This window comes from Candidatus Alistipes pullistercoris (assembly GCF_027665465.1).
Lineage (GTDB): Bacteria > Bacteroidota > Bacteroidia > Bacteroidales > Rikenellaceae > Alistipes_A > Alistipes_A hominis.
On sequence record NZ_JAQDED010000007.1, the window covers coordinates 79,112 to 98,573 of the forward strand.

The 19,462-nt window shown below is 54.9% G+C and carries 20 protein-coding genes and 1 tRNA gene; 5 read left to right on the forward strand and 16 right to left on the reverse strand.

The genetic code is table 11. The features are described 5' to 3' along the window. Window positions 1–71: 71 nt before the first annotated feature. Window positions 72–932: a sigma-70 family RNA polymerase sigma factor gene (locus PGR91_RS10355; RefSeq protein ID WP_055205283.1), complete on the forward strand. Its 861-nt coding sequence runs from the start codon at window positions 72–74 to the stop codon at window positions 930–932. Window positions 933–1,076: 144 nt separating this feature from the next. Here PGR91_RS10355 and rpsT read toward each other — a convergent pair whose 3' ends face one another. The 3 genes from rpsT to PGR91_RS10370 all read right to left on the reverse strand — a co-directional run bounded on the left by rpsT (window position 1,077) and on the right by PGR91_RS10370 (window position 1,961). Beyond that, window positions 1,077–1,328 (reverse strand): 30S ribosomal protein S20, encoded by a 252-nt coding sequence (gene rpsT / locus PGR91_RS10360; RefSeq protein ID WP_055205282.1) that lies wholly within the window; start codon window positions 1,326–1,328, stop codon window positions 1,077–1,079. A gap of 33 nt (window positions 1,329–1,361) precedes the next feature. Continuing rightward, window positions 1,362–1,433: transfer RNA gene (locus PGR91_RS10365), tRNA-Glu, on the reverse strand. Between the two features lie 159 nt (window positions 1,434–1,592). Further along, window positions 1,593–1,961, reverse strand: a complete 369-nt coding sequence (locus tag PGR91_RS10370) for a hypothetical protein (RefSeq protein ID WP_147387404.1) — start codon at window positions 1,959–1,961, stop codon at window positions 1,593–1,595. A gap of 61 nt (window positions 1,962–2,022) precedes the next feature. On the opposite strand from PGR91_RS10370, the gene PGR91_RS10375 reads away from it, so the two are divergent. Then, on the forward strand, window positions 2,023–3,228 hold the full coding sequence (locus tag PGR91_RS10375) for a pyridoxal phosphate-dependent aminotransferase (RefSeq protein ID WP_055205280.1): 1,206 nt from the start codon (window positions 2,023–2,025) through the stop codon (window positions 3,226–3,228). Window positions 3,229–3,264: 36 nt separating this feature from the next. Here PGR91_RS10375 and PGR91_RS10380 read toward each other — a convergent pair whose 3' ends face one another. Beyond that, entirely contained in the window at window positions 3,265–4,737 is a 1,473-nt protein-coding gene (locus PGR91_RS10380) for an aminoacyl-histidine dipeptidase (RefSeq protein ID WP_118656785.1), read from the reverse strand. A 69-nt stretch (window positions 4,738–4,806) separates the two neighbouring features. On the opposite strand from PGR91_RS10380, the gene ispF reads away from it, so the two are divergent. After that, window positions 4,807–5,289 (forward strand): 2-C-methyl-D-erythritol 2,4-cyclodiphosphate synthase, encoded by a 483-nt coding sequence (gene ispF / locus PGR91_RS10385; protein ID WP_101572311.1) that lies wholly within the window; start codon window positions 4,807–4,809, stop codon window positions 5,287–5,289. Between the two features lie 72 nt (window positions 5,290–5,361). Here the strand turns inward: ispF and topA are convergent, their stop codons facing one another. The 12 genes from topA to PGR91_RS10445 all read right to left on the reverse strand — a co-directional run bounded on the left by topA (window position 5,362) and on the right by PGR91_RS10445 (window position 18,434). After that, window positions 5,362–7,665 carry a type I DNA topoisomerase gene (topA, locus tag PGR91_RS10390; RefSeq protein ID WP_101572309.1) on the reverse strand — a complete coding sequence of 768 codons (2,304 nt, stop codon included), beginning with the start codon at window positions 7,663–7,665 and terminating at the stop codon, window positions 5,362–5,364. A 114-nt stretch (window positions 7,666–7,779) separates the two neighbouring features. Next, window positions 7,780–9,147, reverse strand: coding sequence for a DUF4270 family protein (locus PGR91_RS10395; RefSeq protein WP_172970806.1), 1,368 nt, complete (start codon window positions 9,145–9,147; stop codon window positions 7,780–7,782). Beyond that, window positions 9,140–9,958 (reverse strand): glycogen/starch synthase, encoded by an 819-nt coding sequence (locus tag PGR91_RS10400; protein ID WP_101572305.1) that lies wholly within the window; start codon window positions 9,956–9,958, stop codon window positions 9,140–9,142. Before PGR91_RS10400 ends, PGR91_RS10395 begins: the two co-directional genes overlap by 8 nt. Before the next feature lie 94 nt (window positions 9,959–10,052). Continuing rightward, window positions 10,053–11,102, reverse strand: coding sequence for a tRNA preQ1(34) S-adenosylmethionine ribosyltransferase-isomerase QueA (gene queA, locus PGR91_RS10405; protein ID WP_101572303.1), 1,050 nt, complete (start codon window positions 11,100–11,102; stop codon window positions 10,053–10,055). 118 nt (window positions 11,103–11,220) lie between these two features. Further along, window positions 11,221–11,952, reverse strand: a complete 732-nt coding sequence (truB, locus tag PGR91_RS10410; protein ID WP_228385808.1) for a tRNA pseudouridine(55) synthase TruB — start codon at window positions 11,950–11,952, stop codon at window positions 11,221–11,223. Between the two features lie 33 nt (window positions 11,953–11,985). After that, window positions 11,986–12,783 (reverse strand): undecaprenyl-diphosphate phosphatase, encoded by a 798-nt coding sequence (locus tag PGR91_RS10415; protein ID WP_101572301.1) that lies wholly within the window; start codon window positions 12,781–12,783, stop codon window positions 11,986–11,988. A 3-nt stretch (window positions 12,784–12,786) separates the two neighbouring features. Then, on the reverse strand, window positions 12,787–13,053 hold the full coding sequence (locus PGR91_RS10420) for a DUF3098 domain-containing protein (RefSeq protein ID WP_055205271.1): 267 nt from the start codon (window positions 13,051–13,053) through the stop codon (window positions 12,787–12,789). A gap of 103 nt (window positions 13,054–13,156) precedes the next feature. Further along, window positions 13,157–14,038, reverse strand: a complete 882-nt coding sequence (locus PGR91_RS10425) for a cell division protein FtsX (protein ID WP_055205270.1) — start codon at window positions 14,036–14,038, stop codon at window positions 13,157–13,159. 7 nt (window positions 14,039–14,045) lie between these two features. After that, window positions 14,046–16,457, reverse strand: coding sequence for a YfhO family protein (locus tag PGR91_RS10430; protein WP_118656783.1), 2,412 nt, complete (start codon window positions 16,455–16,457; stop codon window positions 14,046–14,048). A 67-nt stretch (window positions 16,458–16,524) separates the two neighbouring features. Beyond that, a complete protein-coding gene (locus PGR91_RS10435) occupies window positions 16,525–17,376 on the reverse strand; it encodes a metallophosphoesterase (protein WP_055205268.1) in 852 nt (283 codons plus the stop codon). Window positions 17,377–17,404: 28 nt separating this feature from the next. Beyond that, entirely contained in the window at window positions 17,405–18,259 is an 855-nt protein-coding gene (locus tag PGR91_RS10440; RefSeq protein ID WP_055205267.1) for an endonuclease/exonuclease/phosphatase family protein, read from the reverse strand. Window positions 18,260–18,263: 4 nt separating this feature from the next. After that, on the reverse strand, window positions 18,264–18,434 hold the full coding sequence (locus PGR91_RS10445) for a MarR family transcriptional regulator (protein ID WP_055205266.1): 171 nt from the start codon (window positions 18,432–18,434) through the stop codon (window positions 18,264–18,266). Window positions 18,435–18,687: 253 nt separating this feature from the next. Between PGR91_RS10445 and rpmI the strand changes: the two genes are divergently transcribed. Both rpmI and rplT read left to right on the forward strand, forming a co-directional pair. Then, window positions 18,688–18,882: a 50S ribosomal protein L35 gene (rpmI, locus tag PGR91_RS10450; protein WP_055205265.1), complete on the forward strand. Its 195-nt coding sequence runs from the start codon at window positions 18,688–18,690 to the stop codon at window positions 18,880–18,882. 98 nt (window positions 18,883–18,980) lie between these two features. Next, complete coding sequence (gene rplT / locus PGR91_RS10455; protein ID WP_055205264.1) at window positions 18,981–19,325, forward strand: 50S ribosomal protein L20; 345 nt, start codon at window positions 18,981–18,983, stop codon at window positions 19,323–19,325. Window positions 19,326–19,462 lie beyond the last annotated feature (137 nt).

Sequence of the window (19,462 nt, forward strand, 5' to 3'; positions counted from 1 at the left end):
TGCAGGCTCTTTCACGGAGCGCTGCAACGTTTCATAAAAGTTTAGTTAGGTATCAACAAGAGAACTATACGATGAGACAATTAAAAATTACCAAATCCATTACCAATCGCGAAAGCGCATCGCTGGATAAATACCTGCAGGAGATTGGCAAAGAGGATTTGATTACCGTAGAGGAAGAGGTAGATCTGGCGCAGCGGATTAAAAAGGGCGACAAGGAAGCCCTCGAAAAACTGACTCGCGCCAACCTTCGGTTCGTGGTTTCCGTTGCGAAACAGTACCAGAACCAGGGCCTGTCGCTGCCTGACCTGATCAACGAGGGGAATTTGGGACTGATCAAGGCCGCCGAGAAGTTCGACGAAACGCGCGGCTTCAAATTTATTTCTTATGCCGTATGGTGGATCCGCCAGTCGATCCTGCAGGCGCTGGCCGAACAGAGCCGCATCGTCCGCCTGCCGCTGAACCAGGTGGGATCGCTCAATAAGATCAACAAGGCGTTCGCCCGGTTCGAGCAAGAGCACGAACGGACTCCGTCGCCCGAAGAGCTGGCCAACGAGCTGGACTTGCCTAAAGAAAAGGTGACCGACACACTCAGGGTTTCGGGACGCCACGTATCGGTGGACGCTCCGTTCTCGGACGGCGAGGACAACAGCCTGCTCGACGTGCTGGTCAACAACGATTCGCCGATCGCCGACCGCGGCCTGATCAACGAATCGCTCGGCACGGAAGTCGAACGCGCCCTGTCGACGCTGACCGACCGCGAACGCGACATCATCAAATATTTCTTCGGGATCGGCTGCTCGGAAATGACGCTCGAAGAGATCGGCGAGAAATTCGGACTGACCCGCGAACGCGTCCGTCAGATCAAAGAAAAAGCAATCCGCCGACTGCGCCACAGCACCCGGAGCAAATTGCTGAAATCCTATCTCGGATAATTCGACGCAATCTACCGCAATCAAAAAACGCCGGCTAAAAATAGCCGGCGTTTTTTGATTTCCTCTGGTATCTCGCATCGGACACGTAAAAAAGCCATCCCGAAAAAAGATGGCTTTTATATATTCGACGCCGAAAACGGCAGACTACAACGCGTTGACGTGAAGCTGAACGCTGCTTTTCAGGTTGGCGGCTTTATTCTTGTGGATCACATTCGTTTTGGCGAGTTTGTCCAGCATGGCGGTCACCTTCGGAAGTAACGCTACGGCGGCATCCTTCTCAGTCGTATTGCGCAACGCCTTTACGGCATTACGGGCCGTTTTGTGATAATATTTATTCCGGGCGTTTTTCACCTCGGTCTGGCGTATTCTTTTCTTCGATGACTTGTGATTTGCCATTTTCGTAAATTTATTTATTTCATCTTTATTTCGTAGCCCATAGGAGAATCGAACTCCTCTTTCAAGAATGAAAATCTTGCGTCCTAACCGATAGACGAATGGGCCATCGCGCAACCAGATTGACTGATTCAGCGGTGCAAAGGTAGCCAAAAACTGAATATTTGCAAATTTTTCGACGAAAATTTCATCTTTTATTTCCGATTCTTTGGATTCCGGCGAAACCGCCGGCCCGAAAAACCGGCCCCGAACCTCCGCCGGAGCAGGCTACAACTCCCCGGCCCCTTTCTCTTTTCCGGCCGACGCCCGCTGGCGCTTGTCGTACAAAAAATAATCGAGCCCCAGAGCCAGCAGCAGGAAAAAGTTATAGACCGTGCCGGCGACCAACGCAGCGATCAGCAGATAGAGCGTACAGAGCCACGAAACGGCCAGAAACCGTTTCTCGATCCCGCCCGACACGAAATGCAGCAGATAGCACATTCTGCGACGGAAAGTCAGCCCGAGGTAAAATGCGATGAAACACGCCGACACGACGAGTCCCGCCTTCGGATAATCGCGGCTGAGCAACGCCCCGATTACGACGCCAGAAACGACCGCCTGAATCGCTGTTTTCGGAGAAATCTTCATTATTTTCATCGACGGCAAAGGTACTATAAAAATATATTTATAGCTTTGCGGTGTTTTAAAATATTTTTTCATGCCTAACTTATCCGATAAGGGGGTATACCTGCCCCCCTCGCCGATCCGTAAATTGGTACCGTATGCCGAAAAAGCAAAAAGCCGCGGAATCAAAGTCTACCACCTGAACATCGGGCAGCCCGACATCTGCACGCCGCAGGTCGCCGTGGACGCCGTCAAGAATATTTCCGATCACGTCTTCGAATACGGCCATTCGGCGGGTAACGAAAGTTACCGCCGCAAACTGGTCAAATACTACGAAAGCGTCGGCATCGACGTGACGGCCGACGACCTGATGATCACCGTCGGGGGGTCGGAAGCGATTTTCATGGCCATGACCATCTGCCTGAACCCGGGCGACGAGGTACTGGTACCCGAACCGTTCTACGCCAATTACAACGGCTTCGCGATGGAAGCGGGCGTGAATATCAAGCCGATCTCGTCGACCATCGCCAACGACTTCGCACTGCCTCCGATGGAGGATTTCGAACGGCTGATTACGCCGCGCACCAAAGCGATTCTGATCTGCAACCCGAACAACCCGACCGGATACGTCTATTCCGAAGAGGAGTACGCGCAACTGCGCGATATCGTGCTGAGGCACGACCTGTACCTGATGGCGGACGAAGTATACCGCGAATTCTGCTACGACGGGACGCAATGCATCTCGGTAATGAACCTCAAGGGAATCGAACAGAACGTGGTAATGATCGACTCGGTGTCGAAACGTTACAGCATGTGCGGCGTACGGCTCGGAACGCTCGTATCGCGCAACAAGGCGATCATCGCCGCCGCGCTGCGGATGGGACAAGCGCGGCTGTGCCCGCCCTATCTGGCCCAGGTGGCGGCCGAAGCGGCGCTGGACACTCCGGCGAGTTATTTCCGGGAAGTGCACGACGAATACGCCGCGCGCCGCAACTGCATCGTCGAGGCGCTGAACAAAATCGAAGGGGTCTACTGCCCGATGCCGAAAGGATCGTTCTACTCGATCGTGAAGCTTCCGATCGACAGCAGCGAGCGTTTCGCCCAATGGCTACTCGAAGAGTTCGAATACAAAGGACAAACCGTCATGCTGGCCCCGGCGACCGGATTCTACGCCTCGTGTTACCTCGGACACGACGAGGTGCGCATCGCCTACGTCATCAAGCGCGAAGACCTGCTGGCCGCCGCCGAATGCCTGCGCGAAGCGCTAAAAGTATATCCGGGCCGCAAAACGACCCGCTAACCCGGTTATCGGAAAATCTGCGGAAAACGCCTGCGGTCACCGATCGCCGGCGTTTTTCAACGCGCCGAGTATTCCGGTCAGAAACTGCCAGAACCGTCCGACGGAAGCGATCTCCAGCTTCTCGTCCGGCGAATGTACGCCGCGAAGGGTCGGACCGATGGATATCATCTCCAGATCGGGATATTTTTGCAAGAACAGACCGCACTCCAATCCGGCATGGATCGACCGCACCTGCGGTTGCGCGCCGAACAGCTTGTCGTAAACACTGCGGGCCACCTCCAGCAGCCTGGAATCCGGATCGGGATTCCAGCCCGGATAGCCGTCCGAACGACTTACGTCGGCGCCGGCCAGCCGCAGCACCGATTCGACCGATGCCGACGCGGCATCCCGCGCGCTCTGTATCGCAGAACGCTGCGAAGTCGTGATTTCGACCAACAGTTCGCCGACGAATTTGACGGAAGCCAGGTTCGTCGACGTTTCGACCATGCCCGGCATCACCGGACTCATCGCCAGCACGCCGTTCGGCACGCCGCACACGGCGTCCAGCAGACTGCGCTGCGCTTCGACATCCATTACCGTATCCGGCGCGGGCATATCGGTCAGCGCCAGATCCATTCCGGTTTCGATCGTCCCGTATTCGCGTTTCAGGTCGTCCCGAAACTCCTCAAAAAAACGCCTGACCCGTTTCACCTCGCGGGACGGAACGCCGAAAACGGCAAACGCCTCGCGCGGGATCGCATTACGCAGGTTCCCGCCGTCGAAATAGGCGAGCCGCAGGTCGATATCGCTCGCGTCGATCCTCCACAAAAAACGGTTCAACACTTTGTTCGAATTGGCCCTGCCCTTTTCGATATCGTCGCCGGAATGACCGCCGAGCAGACCGGAAACGTCGATCCGGAAAAATTCGTAATTCTTGACCGGTTCTTCCTGCCGGTAATTCAGCGTAGCCACCGTATCGATCCCGCCGGCGCAGCCGATAAAAATCTGCCCTTCATCCTCCGAATCGAGGTTGATCAGATACTTGCCGGAAAGCATATCCTCGCCCAGCCCGAAGGCCCCGGTCAGTCCGGTCTCCTCGTCTACCGTGAACAGGCATTCCAGCGGTCCGTGCGGAACGTCCGCCGAAGCCAGCACCGCCAGCTCGGCCGCCATGCCGATGCCGCAGTCGGCGCCGAGCGTCGTGCCGGTCGCCGTAACCCAACCGTCCGCGATGCGCGTCTGGATCGGATCTTTCTCGAAATCGAAATTCACGCTACTGTTTTTCTCGCACACCATATCCACGTGGCTCTGCAAGACGACGGTCGAACGGTCTTCCATCCCTTCGGTCGCCGGTTTGCGGATCACGAGGTTGCCCACGCCGTCGCGCCGGTACTCCAACCCGTGACTTTTGGCGAAATCGACCAGGTAAGCCATGATCTTCTCCTCTTTCTTGGACGGACGGGGAATCCGGGTTATCTGATCGAAATAGTCCCACACGATCCGAGGGGTCAATTGTGCAATTTCTGACATTTCCTTAAAAATTTAATCTTCCTTGTAAATGTAATCATAATTTCGTTAGTTTGTACAAAACTTCGGCCAATGATGAATTTCAGAATCGGGCACGGATACGACGTGCACGCATTAGCGCAGGGGCTCCCGTTGTGGCTGGGAGGCATACGTATCGAACACGCCCTCGGCTGCGTCGCCCACTCGGACGGAGACGTACTGATCCATGCGCTGTGCGACGCGTTGCTCGGAGCCGCCGCGATCGGCGACATCGGATTGCATTTTCCGGATACTTCCGAAGCGTACAAAGGCATCGACAGCAAGATCCTGCTGCGCCGTACCGTGGAACTGATCGGACGGCAGGGCTACGCAATCGGGAATGTCGACTGCACGCTCTGTCTGCAACGTCCCAAAATCAAACCGCACATTCCAGCCATGCGCGAAACGCTGGCCTCCGCGATGGGAATCGCTCCGGAAGCCGTATCGGTCAAGGCGACCACCACCGAACGCCTCGGTTTCGTCGGACGCGAAGAGGGGATCGAAGCTCACGCGGTAGCGCTGATCTTCAAACCATAGCCTCCGCTCGCGCCGAAAAGACGAAAAGCCCCGCATCGGTTCGATGCGGGGCTTTTCGTCGGAAGCAATCCGTTATTTTTTTGATTTTGCGATGATCTCGCGGCACTGTTCGAGCGTCAGTTCGGCAGGCACGTACCCTTTCGGGATGCGGTAATTTTTCCCCTGCCAAGCGATATAAGGGCCATAACGGCCGTTCAGTACCTGCAATCCGTCGTCCTCGGGATAAGTGCGGATCGGCTCCTTCGCCTTGGCGTCCTTCTCGCGCTTGTCCCGGATCAGCGATACGGCACGATCCAATTCGATCGTATAAGGATCGTCTGTCTTGCCCAACGAGACGAACTTGCCGTCGTGCCGCACATAAGGCCCGAACCGGCCGATGCCGATCACCACCTCTTTCTCCTCGAACTCGCCGACGGTACGCGGCAGCGTAAACAGGTCGAGCGCCTCTTCGAGCGTGATCGAAGCGATCAACTGCCCTTTTCTCAGGCTCGCGAAACGCGGTTTCTCCGCATCGTCGGCATCGCCGATCTGGGCGACCGGGCCGAAACGTCCGATTTTGACGTAAACCGGCTTGCCGCTCTTCGGATCGGTTCCGAGCAGATGGGGCTGACTGCTTCTGACCGGTTGGCTTTCGAGCGCCCGATCCACCGTCGAATGGAACTTTTCGTAGAACTTACGGATCATATCGACCCAACTTTTATCCCCTTCGGCAATTTCGTCGAACTCCTTTTCGACCATCGCCGTAAAATTATAGTCCATCACATCGGTAAACTGCTGGTCGAGATAATCGGTCACCAACATGCCGATATCGGTCGGAGAAAGCTTGTTTTTCTCTTTCCCTACATGCTCGCTGAGCTCTTTGCGGACAATCTCCCCTTTTTCGAGTTTCAACTGGACATACCCCCGTTTGCCGCCCTCGCGGTTCTCTTTAACCACATAGCCGCGCGTGATGATCGTCGAAATCGTCGGCGCATAGGTGGACGGGCGGCCGATCCCCAGCTCTTCAAGCCTTTTGACCAGCGACGCCTCGCTGTAACGCGGCGGACTCTGCGTGAAACGCTGCAACGCCGTAACGCTTTTCGCCTCCGGCCGATCCCCCTGTTTCAACGGGGGCAGCAGCGCCTCTTCGCCCTCCTGCGCCTCGTCTTCGGTCGATTCGGAATACAATTTCAGGAAACCGTCGAACAGCACGGTCTCGCCCGTAGCGACGAAACGCTCCTCCGCATTGCTGATCTCGATATCGACCACCGTCCGTTCGGTCTGGGCCGCCGCCATCTGCGAGGCGATCGTCCGTTTCCAGATCAAATCGTACAGCCTTTTTTCGGCCGGAGCGGCGTCGATCACGGTCTTATCCATGTAAGACGGGCGGATCGCTTCGTGCGCTTCCTGTGCTCCTTTCGTTTTGGTTTTATAGTTGCGGACTTCCGAATATTTTTCACCGAAAAGCTTGACGATCTCCGCTTTCGCCGCAGCGATCGCCTGTCCGGACAAGTTCACCGAATCGGTACGCATATAAGTGATATACCCCGCCTCGTACAACCGCTGCGCCACCGACATCGTCTGGCTCACCGACATACCGAGTTTGCGCCCGGCTTCCTGCTGCAACGTGGACGTGGTGAACGGCGCGGCCGGAGATTTTTTCGACGGCTTGCGCTCGACGTTCCGTACGGTAAAGACGGCGGTCTTGCACTTTTCGAGCAGCGCGAGCGCCTCCTGTTCGGTCGCATAGCGTTTACTGAGTTCGGCCCGGAACGCGGATTTCTTCCCGTCCGCATCGGTAACCGTAAAATCGGCCAGCACCCGGTAATAGGCCGCGGCCTTGAAATCCATGATCTCGCGCTCGCGCTCGACGATCAGCCGTACGGCCACGCTCTGAACGCGTCCGGCCGACAACGACGGCTTGATCTTTTTCCACAGAACCGGCGACAGTTCGAATCCCACCAGACGATCCAGAATCCGGCGCGCCTGCTGGGCATTGACCAGATTCAGGTCGATCGTGCGCGGATTTTCGATGGCATGTAAAATGGCATTTTTCGTGATCTCATGGAAAACGATCCTCTTGGTCTTGTCGTCTTTCAGCCCGAGCACCTGGGACAGGTGCCACGCGATGGCCTCCCCCTCGCGGTCTTCATCGGACGCCAGCCAAACCGTGCCGGCCTCCTTGGCGAGTTTTTCCAACTCCGCTACCGTCTTCTTCTTATCGGGAGATATTTCGTAATGCGGTGTAAAATCATTTTGGATGTCGATTCCCAACTCTTTCTTCGATAGGTCCCGGATATGCCCGAAACTGGATTTTACCACATAGCCCTTACCCAAAAATTTTTCGATAGTCTTTGCTTTGGCCGGAGACTCCACGATCACCAGATTTTCCTGCATAAATATTTTCGTTTTTCGGCGGTCCGGTTGCCCGATACCGCGACTTTCATTATTGTATTATAAAGAGAAAACCTAAAGTTCTACTCCTTTAGGTTTCGTTGATTTGTTTCCGAATCATTTTACCAACGTATAAGCGACGATCACCCGCAACGGCGGATCGCTCGCCCCGGTCTTCAGCTTCACCTGTTTGAATTCGGCGAGTAGGTCTCCGCCGGGGCCCAGCGTCATCGTCCGAGGAGCGCTGTCGGGCTTGGCGATCAGTTTTTGCAGAAAGATCGTGATGTCGGTAGCGTAATTGCCGTTCGTCCGATCCAGATAACCTCCGTATATCAGGCTCGTGCCGGAACTCGTTTCGTAAGTATAGTCGTAGTCCGGAATCCCGGTAAACTTCCTATAATCCGAATAGGAACCGATCCGCGAAGGCGCCTGATTGAAATTCTCTGCGGTAGGATCGGCCAGCGACCAGACCAGCGACGCTTTGTTGATAACCATCGAATTGTACGGAGCGACGACCTTCCCGAGCAACTGATCGACGAAATCGTCGGTAAACCGCACGAACGTAGCCACCCCGCCCAGCGTCTGCACATAACCGTACGGCAGCGGCGTCGAAGTCGTCAGCGTATCGTTGATCCCCTGAATCGGAGTTCCCGTGTAATCATGACTGATCATGCTGACATGGGCCTGATTGAACAGCGTATTGTCGAACGAATAATAAGTAATGACCGTATCTTTGGGAGTCGTCGCCGTCGCATCGGTAAAGTTGCGAGTATAGAGCCCCATCTCCATCGACGCCAGGGCGAGCCGGTAAACGCACGCATCGGGGTCGGACGAAGGATCCGGAGCAAAACAGAATCCCTTATACGCATCGTGGAACAGGGAATCGCTGGTATAAGTCCCCCCCGTGGTATCCATCAGCCGGTGGGCGAACTCGATAGCGGCTTCGCTGTCCAGCTTCAGCATCACTTCTTCGGACGGGACGCCGGTTATCTCGAAACTGAACAGCACCTTGTCGCTCACGATGGAAGACGGGTCGAAATCGGCATAATAAGTCGTATCGCTGTCCAAGTACCCGGTCAGTTCGTAGATATTGAATTTCTGGGTTTTGCTCGAGTCGCCGTAAAACGAACCGTTGAACGTCAGCCACAACATCAACGAGTCGAACACCGGCGCGATACCGAACATTTCGCTGCCCGTCGTAAAATAATTCATGTTGTACTGGGCGCAAAAAGAGGCTTTCGTCCGGCCGAAAACCGGATCCCAACCCGATCCCATATAACCGTAGACCATTCCGCTCGTCGGGAACGAATCCGACTCGGTCAGGTAAGTGTCGATACCGCGCAAAGTGTCCAGACAGACCTTCATCTGCTCGTCGTCGGGAATGAAATCGTCCCCGAACTGATTATCCACTTTCGTACAAGAAAACAAGATGGCTGCCGTGAGCAACAGTGTCGCTGCGATCCCTCTTCGATTCGGCCTATTCATTTGCGAGTATTTTGTTGTAAAACGCCTGATAATGATCCAGATATTCTGCCGTCGTTTTATCCTGGAACTCCAGAAAAGGCTTTTTCTTTTCATGCAGGAAATCCACGATCGGCGCAGCAGGCTCCGGCGTCTCGAAAATTACGCCGTCCGCATAGTTGATAACGAACTTCATCAGGTTTTCGTATGTGGGATCGTCCAGATAATCGAGATATTTTTTAGGCACGCCCTCGCCCTGTATCTTGGCTTTGAACTTTTTGTCCAGCTCTCCTTCGAACGCATCGTCGTAAAGCGAAACGACGATCTTCACTTTTTTGAATATCGGATCGTCTGCGAACAGATTGCGCAGGTAAACCGGCACGATCGAAGAGAACCATCCGTGGCAGTGCACCACGTCCGGCGTCCAGCGCAGTTTTTTGACCGTCTCCAGCACCCCCCTGGCAAAAAAGATGGCCCGCTCGTCGTTGTCCGGGAACAAAACGCCGTTCTCGTCGCGGACGATCGCCTTGCGGTGAAAATAATCTTCGTTGTCGATAAAATAGATCTGCACCCTCGCCGCAGGAATCGAAGCGACCTTAATGATCAGCTGATGGTCGTTGTTATCGATGATCAGGTTCATTCCCGACAGGCGGATCACCTCGTGCAACTGGTTGCGCCGTTCGTTGATCAAACCGTAACGCGGCATGAAGGTTCGAATCTCATTTCCTCGTTCCTGCATATTTTGGGAGAGCGTTCTGCATAAAACGGACATATCGCTTTCAGGGAGATACGGAGTTATTTCCTGACAGACATAAAGAATTTTGCAGTTACTCATTGGTACGAATTTTTCATCAATAGGATTTGAGACCTGATACAAAGATACTATTTTTTTTACGATTACCGTGCTGCGCAACGGCTTTTTTGCCCGTTTACAGGATCAGCATGGCATCGCCGTAGGTCCCGAAACGGTATTCCTCCGTACGGGCCACTTCGTAAGCGTCCATCAACAGGTCGTAACCGGCAAAAGCCGCCACCATCATCAACTGCGTCGAATAGGGCAGGTGGAAATTGGTGATCATGCAGTTGGCCACGCTGAATTCGTACGGTTCGAATATAAACTTGTTGGTCCAGCCTTCGAACGGCTTCAGCCGGCCGTCGGTAGACACGGAACTCTCGATCGAACGCATCACCGTCGTACCGACCGCGCAAACCTTGCCGCCCGCATCCTTGACTTCGTTCACCCGTTCGGCAGTCTGCTGCGGAATAATCACCTGTTCCGAATCCATTTTGTGCTTGGTCAAATCCTCTACGTCCACCGTCCGGAAATTTCCGAGGCCGACGTGCAATGTCAGGAAAGCCATATGGATTCCTTTGATTTCCATTCGCTTGAGCAGGTGCTTACTGAAGTGCAAGCCGGCTGTCGGCGCAGCTACGGCTCCTTCGTTTTTGGCGAATATGGTCTGGTAACGCTCGTCGTCGATCGGCTCAACCTTCGTACGGATCCACTTGGGCAGCGGCGTCTCGCCCAGTTTGAACAGGGCGGCCTTGAATTCGTCGTAATCGCCGTCGAACAGGAAACGCAACGTCCGTCCACGGGAAGTCGTATTGTCGATCACCTCGGCCACCAGCAGGTCGTCGTCACCGAAATAGAGTTTGTTTCCGATCCTGATCTTGCGGGCCGGATCCACCAGAACATCCCACAACCGGAGTTCCCGGTTCAGCTCGCGCAACAGGAAGATCTCGATCTCGGCGCCCGTTTTCTCTTTGTTGCCGTACAGGCGGGCCGGAAACACCTTGGTATCGTTGAAAGTGAAAATATCCCCCGGCTTGAAATAATCGACTACGTCTTTGAAAACCCGATGCTCGATTTTTCCAGTTTTGCGGTTCAGCACCATCAGCCGGGATTCGTCCCGGCACTCGGCCGGATATTTGGCCAACATATCGGCCGTGAAATTGTAATTATACTGAGATAATTTCATTATTTATTGAAATGAACTTTGGAATCTGCAAATTCAAACGGGACAATACTATTTATACGCAAAATTTTGGCTTTTGTTTCACTGCGCCGATCTTTTTCGCACGAACGGAGCCTCCGGCCTACCGGCGCACGTCCTCCGTTCCATCCGGATCGGGAAACAGCAGCCCCTGCACCTGCGGAAGCGTATAGGCGTCTTCCAGCGTGAAATCGCCGCTACGGGTACGGCAAAGCGCCGTCAGGTAGGCCCCGCTGCCCAGCTTTTCACCGAGATCGCGGGCGATCGAACGAATATAAGTTCCCTTGCTGCACCGGATCCGGAGCGTCGCCCGGGGCGGTTCGAAAGACTCGAGCCGCATCCCGTACACAGTAACCGGCGCGCGGCGCATCTCCACTTCCGTCCCCTGCCGGGCGTATTCGTAGGCCCGTTTGCCATCGATCGACTTGGCCGAATAGACCGGAGGCAACTGCATCTGTTCGCCCTCCATCGTGCGCAGGGCTTCTTCGAGCATCTGCCGCGTAATATGTTCGTAGGGGAAAGTCCGGTCGACCGGGTGTTCCATATCGAAACTGGGCGTAGTCGCCCCCAACGCCAGCGTCGTCAGGTACTCTTTCGGCTGCGCCTGCAACGCTTCGGCCTGTTTGGTCGCGCGTCCCAGACACACGATCAGGATGCCGGTGGCCAGCGGATCGAGCGTGCCGGCATGTCCGACCTTGATCTTGCGATGTCCCAGCCGGCGCATCATTACCTTGATTTTTCGGACGACGTCCGAAGAGGTCCACCCAAGGGGTTTGTCGATAGGAAGCACATACCCTTCGGCAAAGGGCAGATCGGCAGAAAGCGGTTGTTTCAAAACGAAATTTTTTTAAGACTGTTCAATTCGGATTCAGACCAGCGAATAGACGATGGACGCCGCGCCGACCAACAGGCAGTACACGGCAAAATAGATCAGCTTGCCCCGCTTCACGATCCCGATCATCCAGCGGCAGGCAATGAATCCCGACACGAAGGCCGTAACGAAACCGGCCAGCAGCGCAACGGCCGAGATTCCGCTCTCGGAAGGGTGGAACCCGCCCTTCATCGCATCGAGGAATGCCTCGCCGAGAATCGGGATCAGCACCATCAGGAACGAAAACCGGGCTACTTCTTCCTTGCGGTCGCCGAGCATCAGTCCGGTCGAAATAGTCGATCCGGAACGCGAAAGACCGGGCAGGATCGCCGCGAAAGCCTGCGCGAGCCCGATTACGAAAGCATCCTTGAACGAAATTTCCGCTTTCTGCCGGGGACGGGCGTAATAGGCGAAAGACAACAGCGCAGCCGTAATCAGCAACGAAATCCCCACGACCAACAATCCGGATGCGAAAAGTTCCTCCACATAATCCTTAAAGAAAAATCCGACGATCGCCACCGGTACCATCGAAAGCATTATTTTGCAAATATAGATCGTTTCGTCGTTCCACTGGAAACGAAAAAATCCGGCGATCAACCGGGCCAGTTCGTTGCGGAAAACCACAATCGTGCTGCATACCGTAGCGGCGTGCACCGCGACGGCGAAAGTCAGGTTCTCTTCGCCCTGAAGACCGAACAACGTATTGAAAATCTGTAAATGGCCGGAACTGCTCACCGGCAAAAACTCCGTAAGTCCCTGTACCAGCCCCAAGACGACCGCTTCCCACACCTCCATCGGTTACTCCTCCTTTTTCGGTTTCTTCATAATAGCGTAAATCTCGAAGGCGAAACCGCCCAGCACCAACAGCGGAGCGAGCGTAATGCGCCGGAAACTGAACATATCCTCGTTGAACACGTTCGGATCGTCGCTGCCGCCGCCGCTCATCAGGATAAATCCGAGGACGATCACGGCAAAGCCGATCAGCATCAACTTATAATTGGTAAAAGTCAACGGCATCCGGTTCGATTTTCCGGCGTCCGTCGTGTTTTTCTCATTTTTTTTCATCCGTTCTCCGTGTTTATGACGGCAGGCCCGCCGCCTGTTATGCTCTAAAATATAACGCAACCGGCCGGCAATCATTGTAAAACCGGGCCGGATTCCGAAAAAATCAATACAAATACAACTTATCGGTCCGCATCCGCAGGAATTTACGAACGGCGAAAGCGGTGAACACCAGCGAAATGAGGATACCCCCCACCATCATCGCCCCGAAAATGAACAGCAGTTGCAACTGATCCGAAACGAACTTCACCTCCGGCAGCCCTTCGTGCAGCCCGGCGATCATCACGGCCAGCATCGCCCACGAGATCAGCCCGGCATAGATTCCCTGCAAGATACTGCCGCCCAGGAACGGCTTCGTAATAAACCAGCGCGTGGCCCCGACCAGCTTCATCGTATGGATCAGGTAACGTTTCGAGAAAATCGTAACGCGGATCGTATTGTTCAGCAGGATCAGCGAAATAATCAGCAGCGCGCCGCCGAACAGCAACAGCACCAGGTTGAATTTATTGATGTTGGACGTAACCTGCTCGATCACGTTCCGCTGGTAGACCACCTCGTCGACCCCGTCCCACGACATGACCTGCTTCTCGAGGGCCGACAGCGCCCCTGTTTCGGCCGAACGTCCGTCCAGTTTCACCTCGTAGGAATCCGGCAGCGGATTCGTCTGCAGAAATTCGACGAAATCGCTTCCCAGATAGGCCTGGAAATCGGCCGCCGCCTGGTCTTTCGGAATGAATTTCACTTCCCGGATCGCGGGGTTCGTCTCCAACTGCCGCTTTACCGCAGCGGAAGTCTCCTCCGGAATGCCGTCTTTCAGCATCACGAACACCGACACGTTCTCTTTCAGCCGGTTCGAAGCGTTCAGCGCGCCGAGGATCAGGTATCCCACCGCGCCGAGCAGAAAGAGCACCAGCGCGATGCTGACCGTCGAAATAATGTAGGCATTCCGAACCTTGCGTTTGATTTTCCTGTTATTGTTTACAGCCATAACCTAATCAGCTATTTTCCGTTTGTTTGCGTTTGCGTACCGCCGCGACGGAGACGGCTGCGACCAGCCCGGCCAAAAGCAACAGCGAACAGGCGCGCGTAACGGCCGTCAGCGCCGCATAGTGCGGAGCGCGGAAACGGAACTCGACCGTATGGTTTCCCGCCGGCAACGCCATCGCCCGCAGCACGTAATCGGCACGAAAATAGGGCGCCTCTTCGCCGTCGACATAGGCCGTCCATCCGTGCGGATAATAAATTTCGGAGAATACGGCGACCCCTTCCGCCGGGGCCGTATATTCGTAACGTTGCAGATTGACCCTGTATTCGGTCATCCGGATCGACGCAGTCGAGTCGGCCGCCGGCACGACTCCCTGCAACGCATCGGCGAAGCGCTCGTCGACTACGGCCACCCGTTTGGTATCGGTCGTCGTCAGCGCATCGATCTCCAGATCGGGGGTTTCGACGAAAGCTACCGAATCGACGAACCAGGCGGCGCCGTTGGCTTCCGGATTATGCTGCACGGATAACCGGCCCGTCTGTTGATCCGGCACGATGACGTAGCGCGTATTGAGCATATTGTACACGTTCATATTCATCTTCGACAGATGGCGGTCGATCAGATCCTGGTAGCGGTGCAGCTTGGCTCCGTGGTAGCCGCCGACCGAACGGTGGAAATAGGAAGTCGAAGCGTCGTTGAACGTGCTGACCGAAAGATTCAGCACCCGGTATCCGGGCTCGCCGGTCGAGTCGGCCAGGATCTGCCGGTCGGCCTCCGTCGGACGGATTTCGGCCCGGTTCGGCAAAACGAATGTGTCGCCGTTCAGATAGCGCAGGTTGACGGGCACCATATCGGCCGTCACCAACACGCCGAGCAGCAGCACGAAAGCCGTCTTCTTGATCTTTTCCGCCGCGAACGCCCAGACTACGCCGGCCGCCAACAGCACGAACAGCAACGAACGGAACGCATCGGCCCGCATCATCGAGGCGCGCTCGGAACGCATCGCCGAAGCCACCTCCTGCGGAAGCTGATCTTCGCCCTGACCGGAAAACGACATCAGCGCGCCGCCGAACACGAGGAACAGCAACGCGATTCCTCCGACCGTCAGCACCGCCGATCGAAGTCCTTTCATCAACCGCTGCCGGTCGAGTTCGCCGCACCAGAGCCGCTGCAACACGACGGCCATCAGAAACGGCACGCTCCATTCGGCGATCACCAAGATCATCGACACGGTGCGGAACTTATTGTACATCGGGAAATGGTTGAAAAACAACTCGGTGAATCCCATAAAATTACTTCCCCAGGACAACAGCACCGCGAGCAGAGTCACGACGAACACCCACCATTTCGAACGCCCGCGCAGCACGAACATGCCGAGCACGGCCAGCAACAACGCCACGGCCCCCAGGTAAACGGGGCCGCTGGTCATCGGCTGGGGCCCCCAGTACGCGGGAACCTGCGAAACGTCGGCGCGGTAATTCCTCAGCACCCCGGCGACCTCCCCGTCCTGCGAAAACCCGCCTTGCGAAGTTCCCCCGTACAGGTTCGGAATCAGCATGTTGAAAGTCTCCGCCTTACCGTAACTCCACGCCGTAGCGTACTGCAGGCCGAGTCCGTCCTGCTTCTTCCCGTCAGCGGAAGTCAGTTCGCTACCGCCGCGCATCGTCTCGGACGAATGGCTGTCGATATAATAAAGCATTCCCGCATTACTCCCTACGGCCAGCACGGCCGCCAGCGCCAGCAGTCCGGTCGCTTTGGCAAAATGCGGCAATATCCTTTTCCGGATCGAAAGCACCAACTCGTTGACCCAGAAAGCAATCAAAATAAATAAGAAATAATAGGTAATCTGCGGGTGATTGACCCCGATCTCGATCGTGGCGAAAACACCGGTCAGCGCGGCGCCAATCCACATATTCCGCCGGAACGCGTAATACACGCCGCCGAACAGCATCGGAGCGAAGGCCAGCGCGAGCATCTTTGTAATGTGTCCGGCCCCTATAATGATGAAGAAATAGGTCGAAAAACCGTAAGCGAGAGCCGGAACGATTCCGATCCACGGATTGAACCGCATACACAACAGCATGAAGAAAAACATCGCCATCGCAATGAAAATCAGCGAAGCGGGCTGTCCGAGGAAATAAAATACGCGGGCCAGCGTCTTGATGATCGTGCCTTCGTACTGTACGTTGATCAGGTAGGCCGGCATCCCGCTGAACATATTGCCTTCCCATTGCGGATCTTCGCCATACTTCGCACGGTGCTGCATAATGTCTTCGACACTGCCCTTATATTGCAGAATATCGTGCTGAGCCAGCACTTTCCCGTCGAACTGCGGGGCGAAATAGAACAGGTTGATCACGACGAAAACGACCAGCGCCACCAATATCGGCATCCATCGTTTGAGGGCTTGTTTAGACTCCATGCGGATAAGCTAATAAATGTCAGTCTGCAAAGTAACGAAAAAATGTTGAGAATTCCCCACCCGCGCTCTAATTCCCGGCCGGGAATCCGTCGATCCGCTCCGGCAGCCGGTCGAAACCGTAATAGACGGTTTCGATCTTCTCCGGGAAAACTTTTACGACCCGGAATCCGGAACGGTCGTTGCCCAGCGGCCGACCGGCGGCCCCGGCGGTATGGAATCGCACGCCCCCAAACGAACCCGAAGCGCAGAAATGCAGGTGCCCGGACAGGTAACAGTCCACGCCGTACCGCGCGAACAGGTCGAGGTACTTTCCGCGGCGAACGGACGGGATATTTTCGTAACGGTCCTTCTCATCGGCCGATTCGAGAAAAAACGGATGATGTCCCAGCACGATCGTACGGCCATATCTCCGGGAGCGTTTCAGTTTCGCCGCGAGCCATCTCCACTGCTTCCGCTCGCGGTCGGGACAATCGGCCCAGACGACCGGCGTATTCAACCCGATCAGGTAAGCGCCGCGGTGTGCGAATGCGAAACGGTCGTAACCGTACTTTTTAATATAAGCCTCGACCAGCCGGTCTCTTGCCTCGTTGCCCACGTCGTGGTTGCCCGGCGTAAAATAGACCGGGATCGCCGGATCGATCCGGGCGATCAACCGGTCGAATTCGGCCACTTGTCCGGCGTCGTTCAGGTCGTGCACCATATCGCCCGTCACGACCACGAACGCGGGCCGCAGCCGGTTGATCGCATCGGTAAAAAGCTCCATCAACTCCGTCTCGCGGGCGTAGGAGCGGTTGTCGTCGATAAATCCCAACTGCGGATCGCTCAGTTGGATAAAAAAGAACGGATCGCTGCGCTTTTGCGCGGCGACGGAGGAGGCGACGCTTCCCAAAATCATAATCCAAACCAGCAGTTTTCCCATTTTTACAGTTCCCCGTTCGCCGCCGTGATTATTTCAACAACGCTTCGACAAAGACGGGAAAGTGGTCGGACGGATGATTGCGCCCGTCCGAATCGGTCAGGATGCCGAATTTCAGCACCGTCACGCGGTCGTTGACGAACAGGAAGTCGATCTTGCCTTTTTTCATCAACCGCTCCGGAACCTTCACCCCGAAATCGGTGTAACTCCAACCCGGCGTATAGGGCGGCGTCTGCGACACGGCTTCCGCATCGGAAAAAGCGCTCAGCATCACCTCGACCGGATCGCTCCCGGCCCCCGAGTTGAAATCGCCGGAACAAAAGACCGGATACTTCTCCCCGACCGTCTCGCGGATCCGGGCGACCAGCAGTTCGGCCGACTTATGCCGCGCCACGGGACCGATATGGTCGAAATGCGTATTGAAAAAGTAAAACACCCGACGCGTGGCGCGGTCCTTCATCTTGGCCCACGTACAGATCCGGTTCAAAGCGGCGTCCCAGCCTTTCGACACCTTTTCGGGCGTTTCGGAGAGCCAGAATGTTCCGCTGTCGAGTACCTGAATCCGGTCGACGCGGTAGAAAATCGCTGAGAACTCGCCTCCCGCCTCCCCGTCGCGGCCGACGCCGACCGACGCGAAACCGGGCATTTGTTGCAGGTCTTCCATCTGCTCGGGACGGGCCTCCTGCACGCCGACGACATCGTACTCATGAAATAAAATCAGCGCTTTAACCCGTTCCTTACGGTTCGGCCACGCATTTTCGCCGTCGCCGGGGTTGTTGCAACGGATGTTGTAGGAACCTATGTTCAGCGGACGGTTGCGGGCAACGAGACTATCGGCGCCGAACAACAGGATCAGCGCCGACAGATACAAGATCAATCTGTTCATGCCGCTACTTCTGAATGTCGTAAAAGCAGCGTTTCGGAGAGTAGACCTTGCCCTCTTTGACCAGTTTTTTGATCGCTTTGTCGGCTTCGGCTTTTTCGACGCCGGCAGCAGCCGCGATGTCGCCGGGACGCATCGCACCCTTTTCCTGAAGGGCTTTGAGAATTTTTTCTTCCATGACTCGATTCCGATTTGGTTGGTGACGTAAAAATAAGCATTTCGCCCGGTTCTTGCAAATCGGAAATTTTTATCGGGCGATCGGAAAATACGATACCGGAACAACGACGGAGCCATCCCTCATAAACATCTGATTAAAATAACTTTAATTAAAAATCACTCAAGTCGAAAAATATTTCGTAAAAACGGGATTTTTTTATTCCGGGATTAATTCCTACCTTTGAAGGCTGTTTAACATTAAAATTTTTAGTAGAATGCCGAAAATGAAAACCAATTCCGGTGCCAAGAAGCGTTTCGACTTCACCGGATCAGGAAAGATCAAAAGAAAGCATGCTTTCAAAAGTCACATCCTGACGAAGAAAACGAAAAAACAAAAACGGAATCTCACCTACTCGGGACTGATCTCGAAGGTCGATGAAGCCAACGTAAAACTGCTGCTGGTTAAATAAACCGCCGCGCGTTTTACATCAATGTCAAACAAAGAGTGACTTAGCCCCGAAGAGTGTGGGAGAACCATGCCGCTAACCGCTCGTAAAACTTTACAATTATGCCAAGGTCAGTAAATGCAGTTGCATCCAGAGCCCGAAGAAAAAAAGTTTTGAAACTTGCCAAAGGTAACTTTGGTTCAAGGGGAAATGTATGGACGGTCGCCAAAAACACCGTAGAAAAAGGTCTCACCTATGCGTACAGAGACCGCAAGAACAAAAAACGTCAGTTCCGCAGCCTGTGGATTCAGCGTATCAACGCCGCTGTCCGCGGTCAGGGAATGACCTACTCGGAATTCATGGGTAAGATGAACGCCAAAGGAATCCGGCTCAACCGGAAAGTCCTGGCCGATCTGGCTATGAACAACGCCGCAGCATTCGAAAAAATCGTTAAAACAGTGAAATAGCGCTTTCTCCGGGCCTCCCGGACAAACCAGCTAAAGAAAAAGTGTCGGAAACAATTTCGGCACTTTTTTGTTGGTTACTACTTACTACATTCAGCCATTATGCTAATTTTAGTCTAATTTACAGCACAAAACAATTC

Bases quoted from the DNA above. Each gene is read 5' to 3' on its own strand.
- PGR91_RS10355 (WP_055205283.1), top strand. From the start codon at position 72: ATGAGACAATTAAAAATTACCAAATCCATTACCAATCGCGAAAGCGCA.
- rpsT (WP_055205282.1), bottom strand. From the start codon at position 1,328: ATGGCAAATCACAAGTCATCGAAGAAAAGAATACGCCAGACCGAGGTG.
- PGR91_RS10370 (WP_147387404.1), bottom strand. From the start codon at position 1,961: ATGAAAATAATGAAGATTTCTCCGAAAACAGCGATTCAGGCGGTCGTT.
- PGR91_RS10375 (WP_055205280.1), top strand. From the start codon at position 2,023: ATGCCTAACTTATCCGATAAGGGGGTATACCTGCCCCCCTCGCCGATC.
- PGR91_RS10380 (WP_118656785.1), bottom strand. From the start codon at position 4,737: ATGTCAGAAATTGCACAATTGACCCCTCGGATCGTGTGGGACTATTTC.
- ispF (WP_101572311.1), top strand. From the start codon at position 4,807: ATGATGAATTTCAGAATCGGGCACGGATACGACGTGCACGCATTAGCG.
- topA (WP_101572309.1), bottom strand. From the start codon at position 7,665: ATGCAGGAAAATCTGGTGATCGTGGAGTCTCCGGCCAAAGCAAAGACT.
- PGR91_RS10395 (WP_172970806.1), bottom strand. From the start codon at position 9,147: ATGAATAGGCCGAATCGAAGAGGGATCGCAGCGACACTGTTGCTCACG.
- PGR91_RS10400 (WP_101572305.1), bottom strand. From the start codon at position 9,958: ATGAGTAACTGCAAAATTCTTTATGTCTGTCAGGAAATAACTCCGTAT.
- queA (WP_101572303.1), bottom strand. From the start codon at position 11,102: ATGAAATTATCTCAGTATAATTACAATTTCACGGCCGATATGTTGGCC.
- PGR91_RS10415 (WP_101572301.1), bottom strand. From the start codon at position 12,783: ATGGAGGTGTGGGAAGCGGTCGTCTTGGGGCTGGTACAGGGACTTACG.
- PGR91_RS10420 (WP_055205271.1), bottom strand. From the start codon at position 13,053: ATGAAAAAAAATGAGAAAAACACGACGGACGCCGGAAAATCGAACCGG.
- PGR91_RS10425 (WP_055205270.1), bottom strand. From the start codon at position 14,038: ATGGCTGTAAACAATAACAGGAAAATCAAACGCAAGGTTCGGAATGCC.
- PGR91_RS10430 (WP_118656783.1), bottom strand. From the start codon at position 16,457: ATGGAGTCTAAACAAGCCCTCAAACGATGGATGCCGATATTGGTGGCG.
- PGR91_RS10435 (WP_055205268.1), bottom strand. From the start codon at position 17,376: ATGGGAAAACTGCTGGTTTGGATTATGATTTTGGGAAGCGTCGCCTCC.
- PGR91_RS10440 (WP_055205267.1), bottom strand. From the start codon at position 18,259: ATGAACAGATTGATCTTGTATCTGTCGGCGCTGATCCTGTTGTTCGGC.
- PGR91_RS10445 (WP_055205266.1), bottom strand. From the start codon at position 18,434: ATGGAAGAAAAAATTCTCAAAGCCCTTCAGGAAAAGGGTGCGATGCGT.
- rpmI (WP_055205265.1), top strand. From the start codon at position 18,688: ATGCCGAAAATGAAAACCAATTCCGGTGCCAAGAAGCGTTTCGACTTC.
- rplT (WP_055205264.1), top strand. From the start codon at position 18,981: ATGCCAAGGTCAGTAAATGCAGTTGCATCCAGAGCCCGAAGAAAAAAA.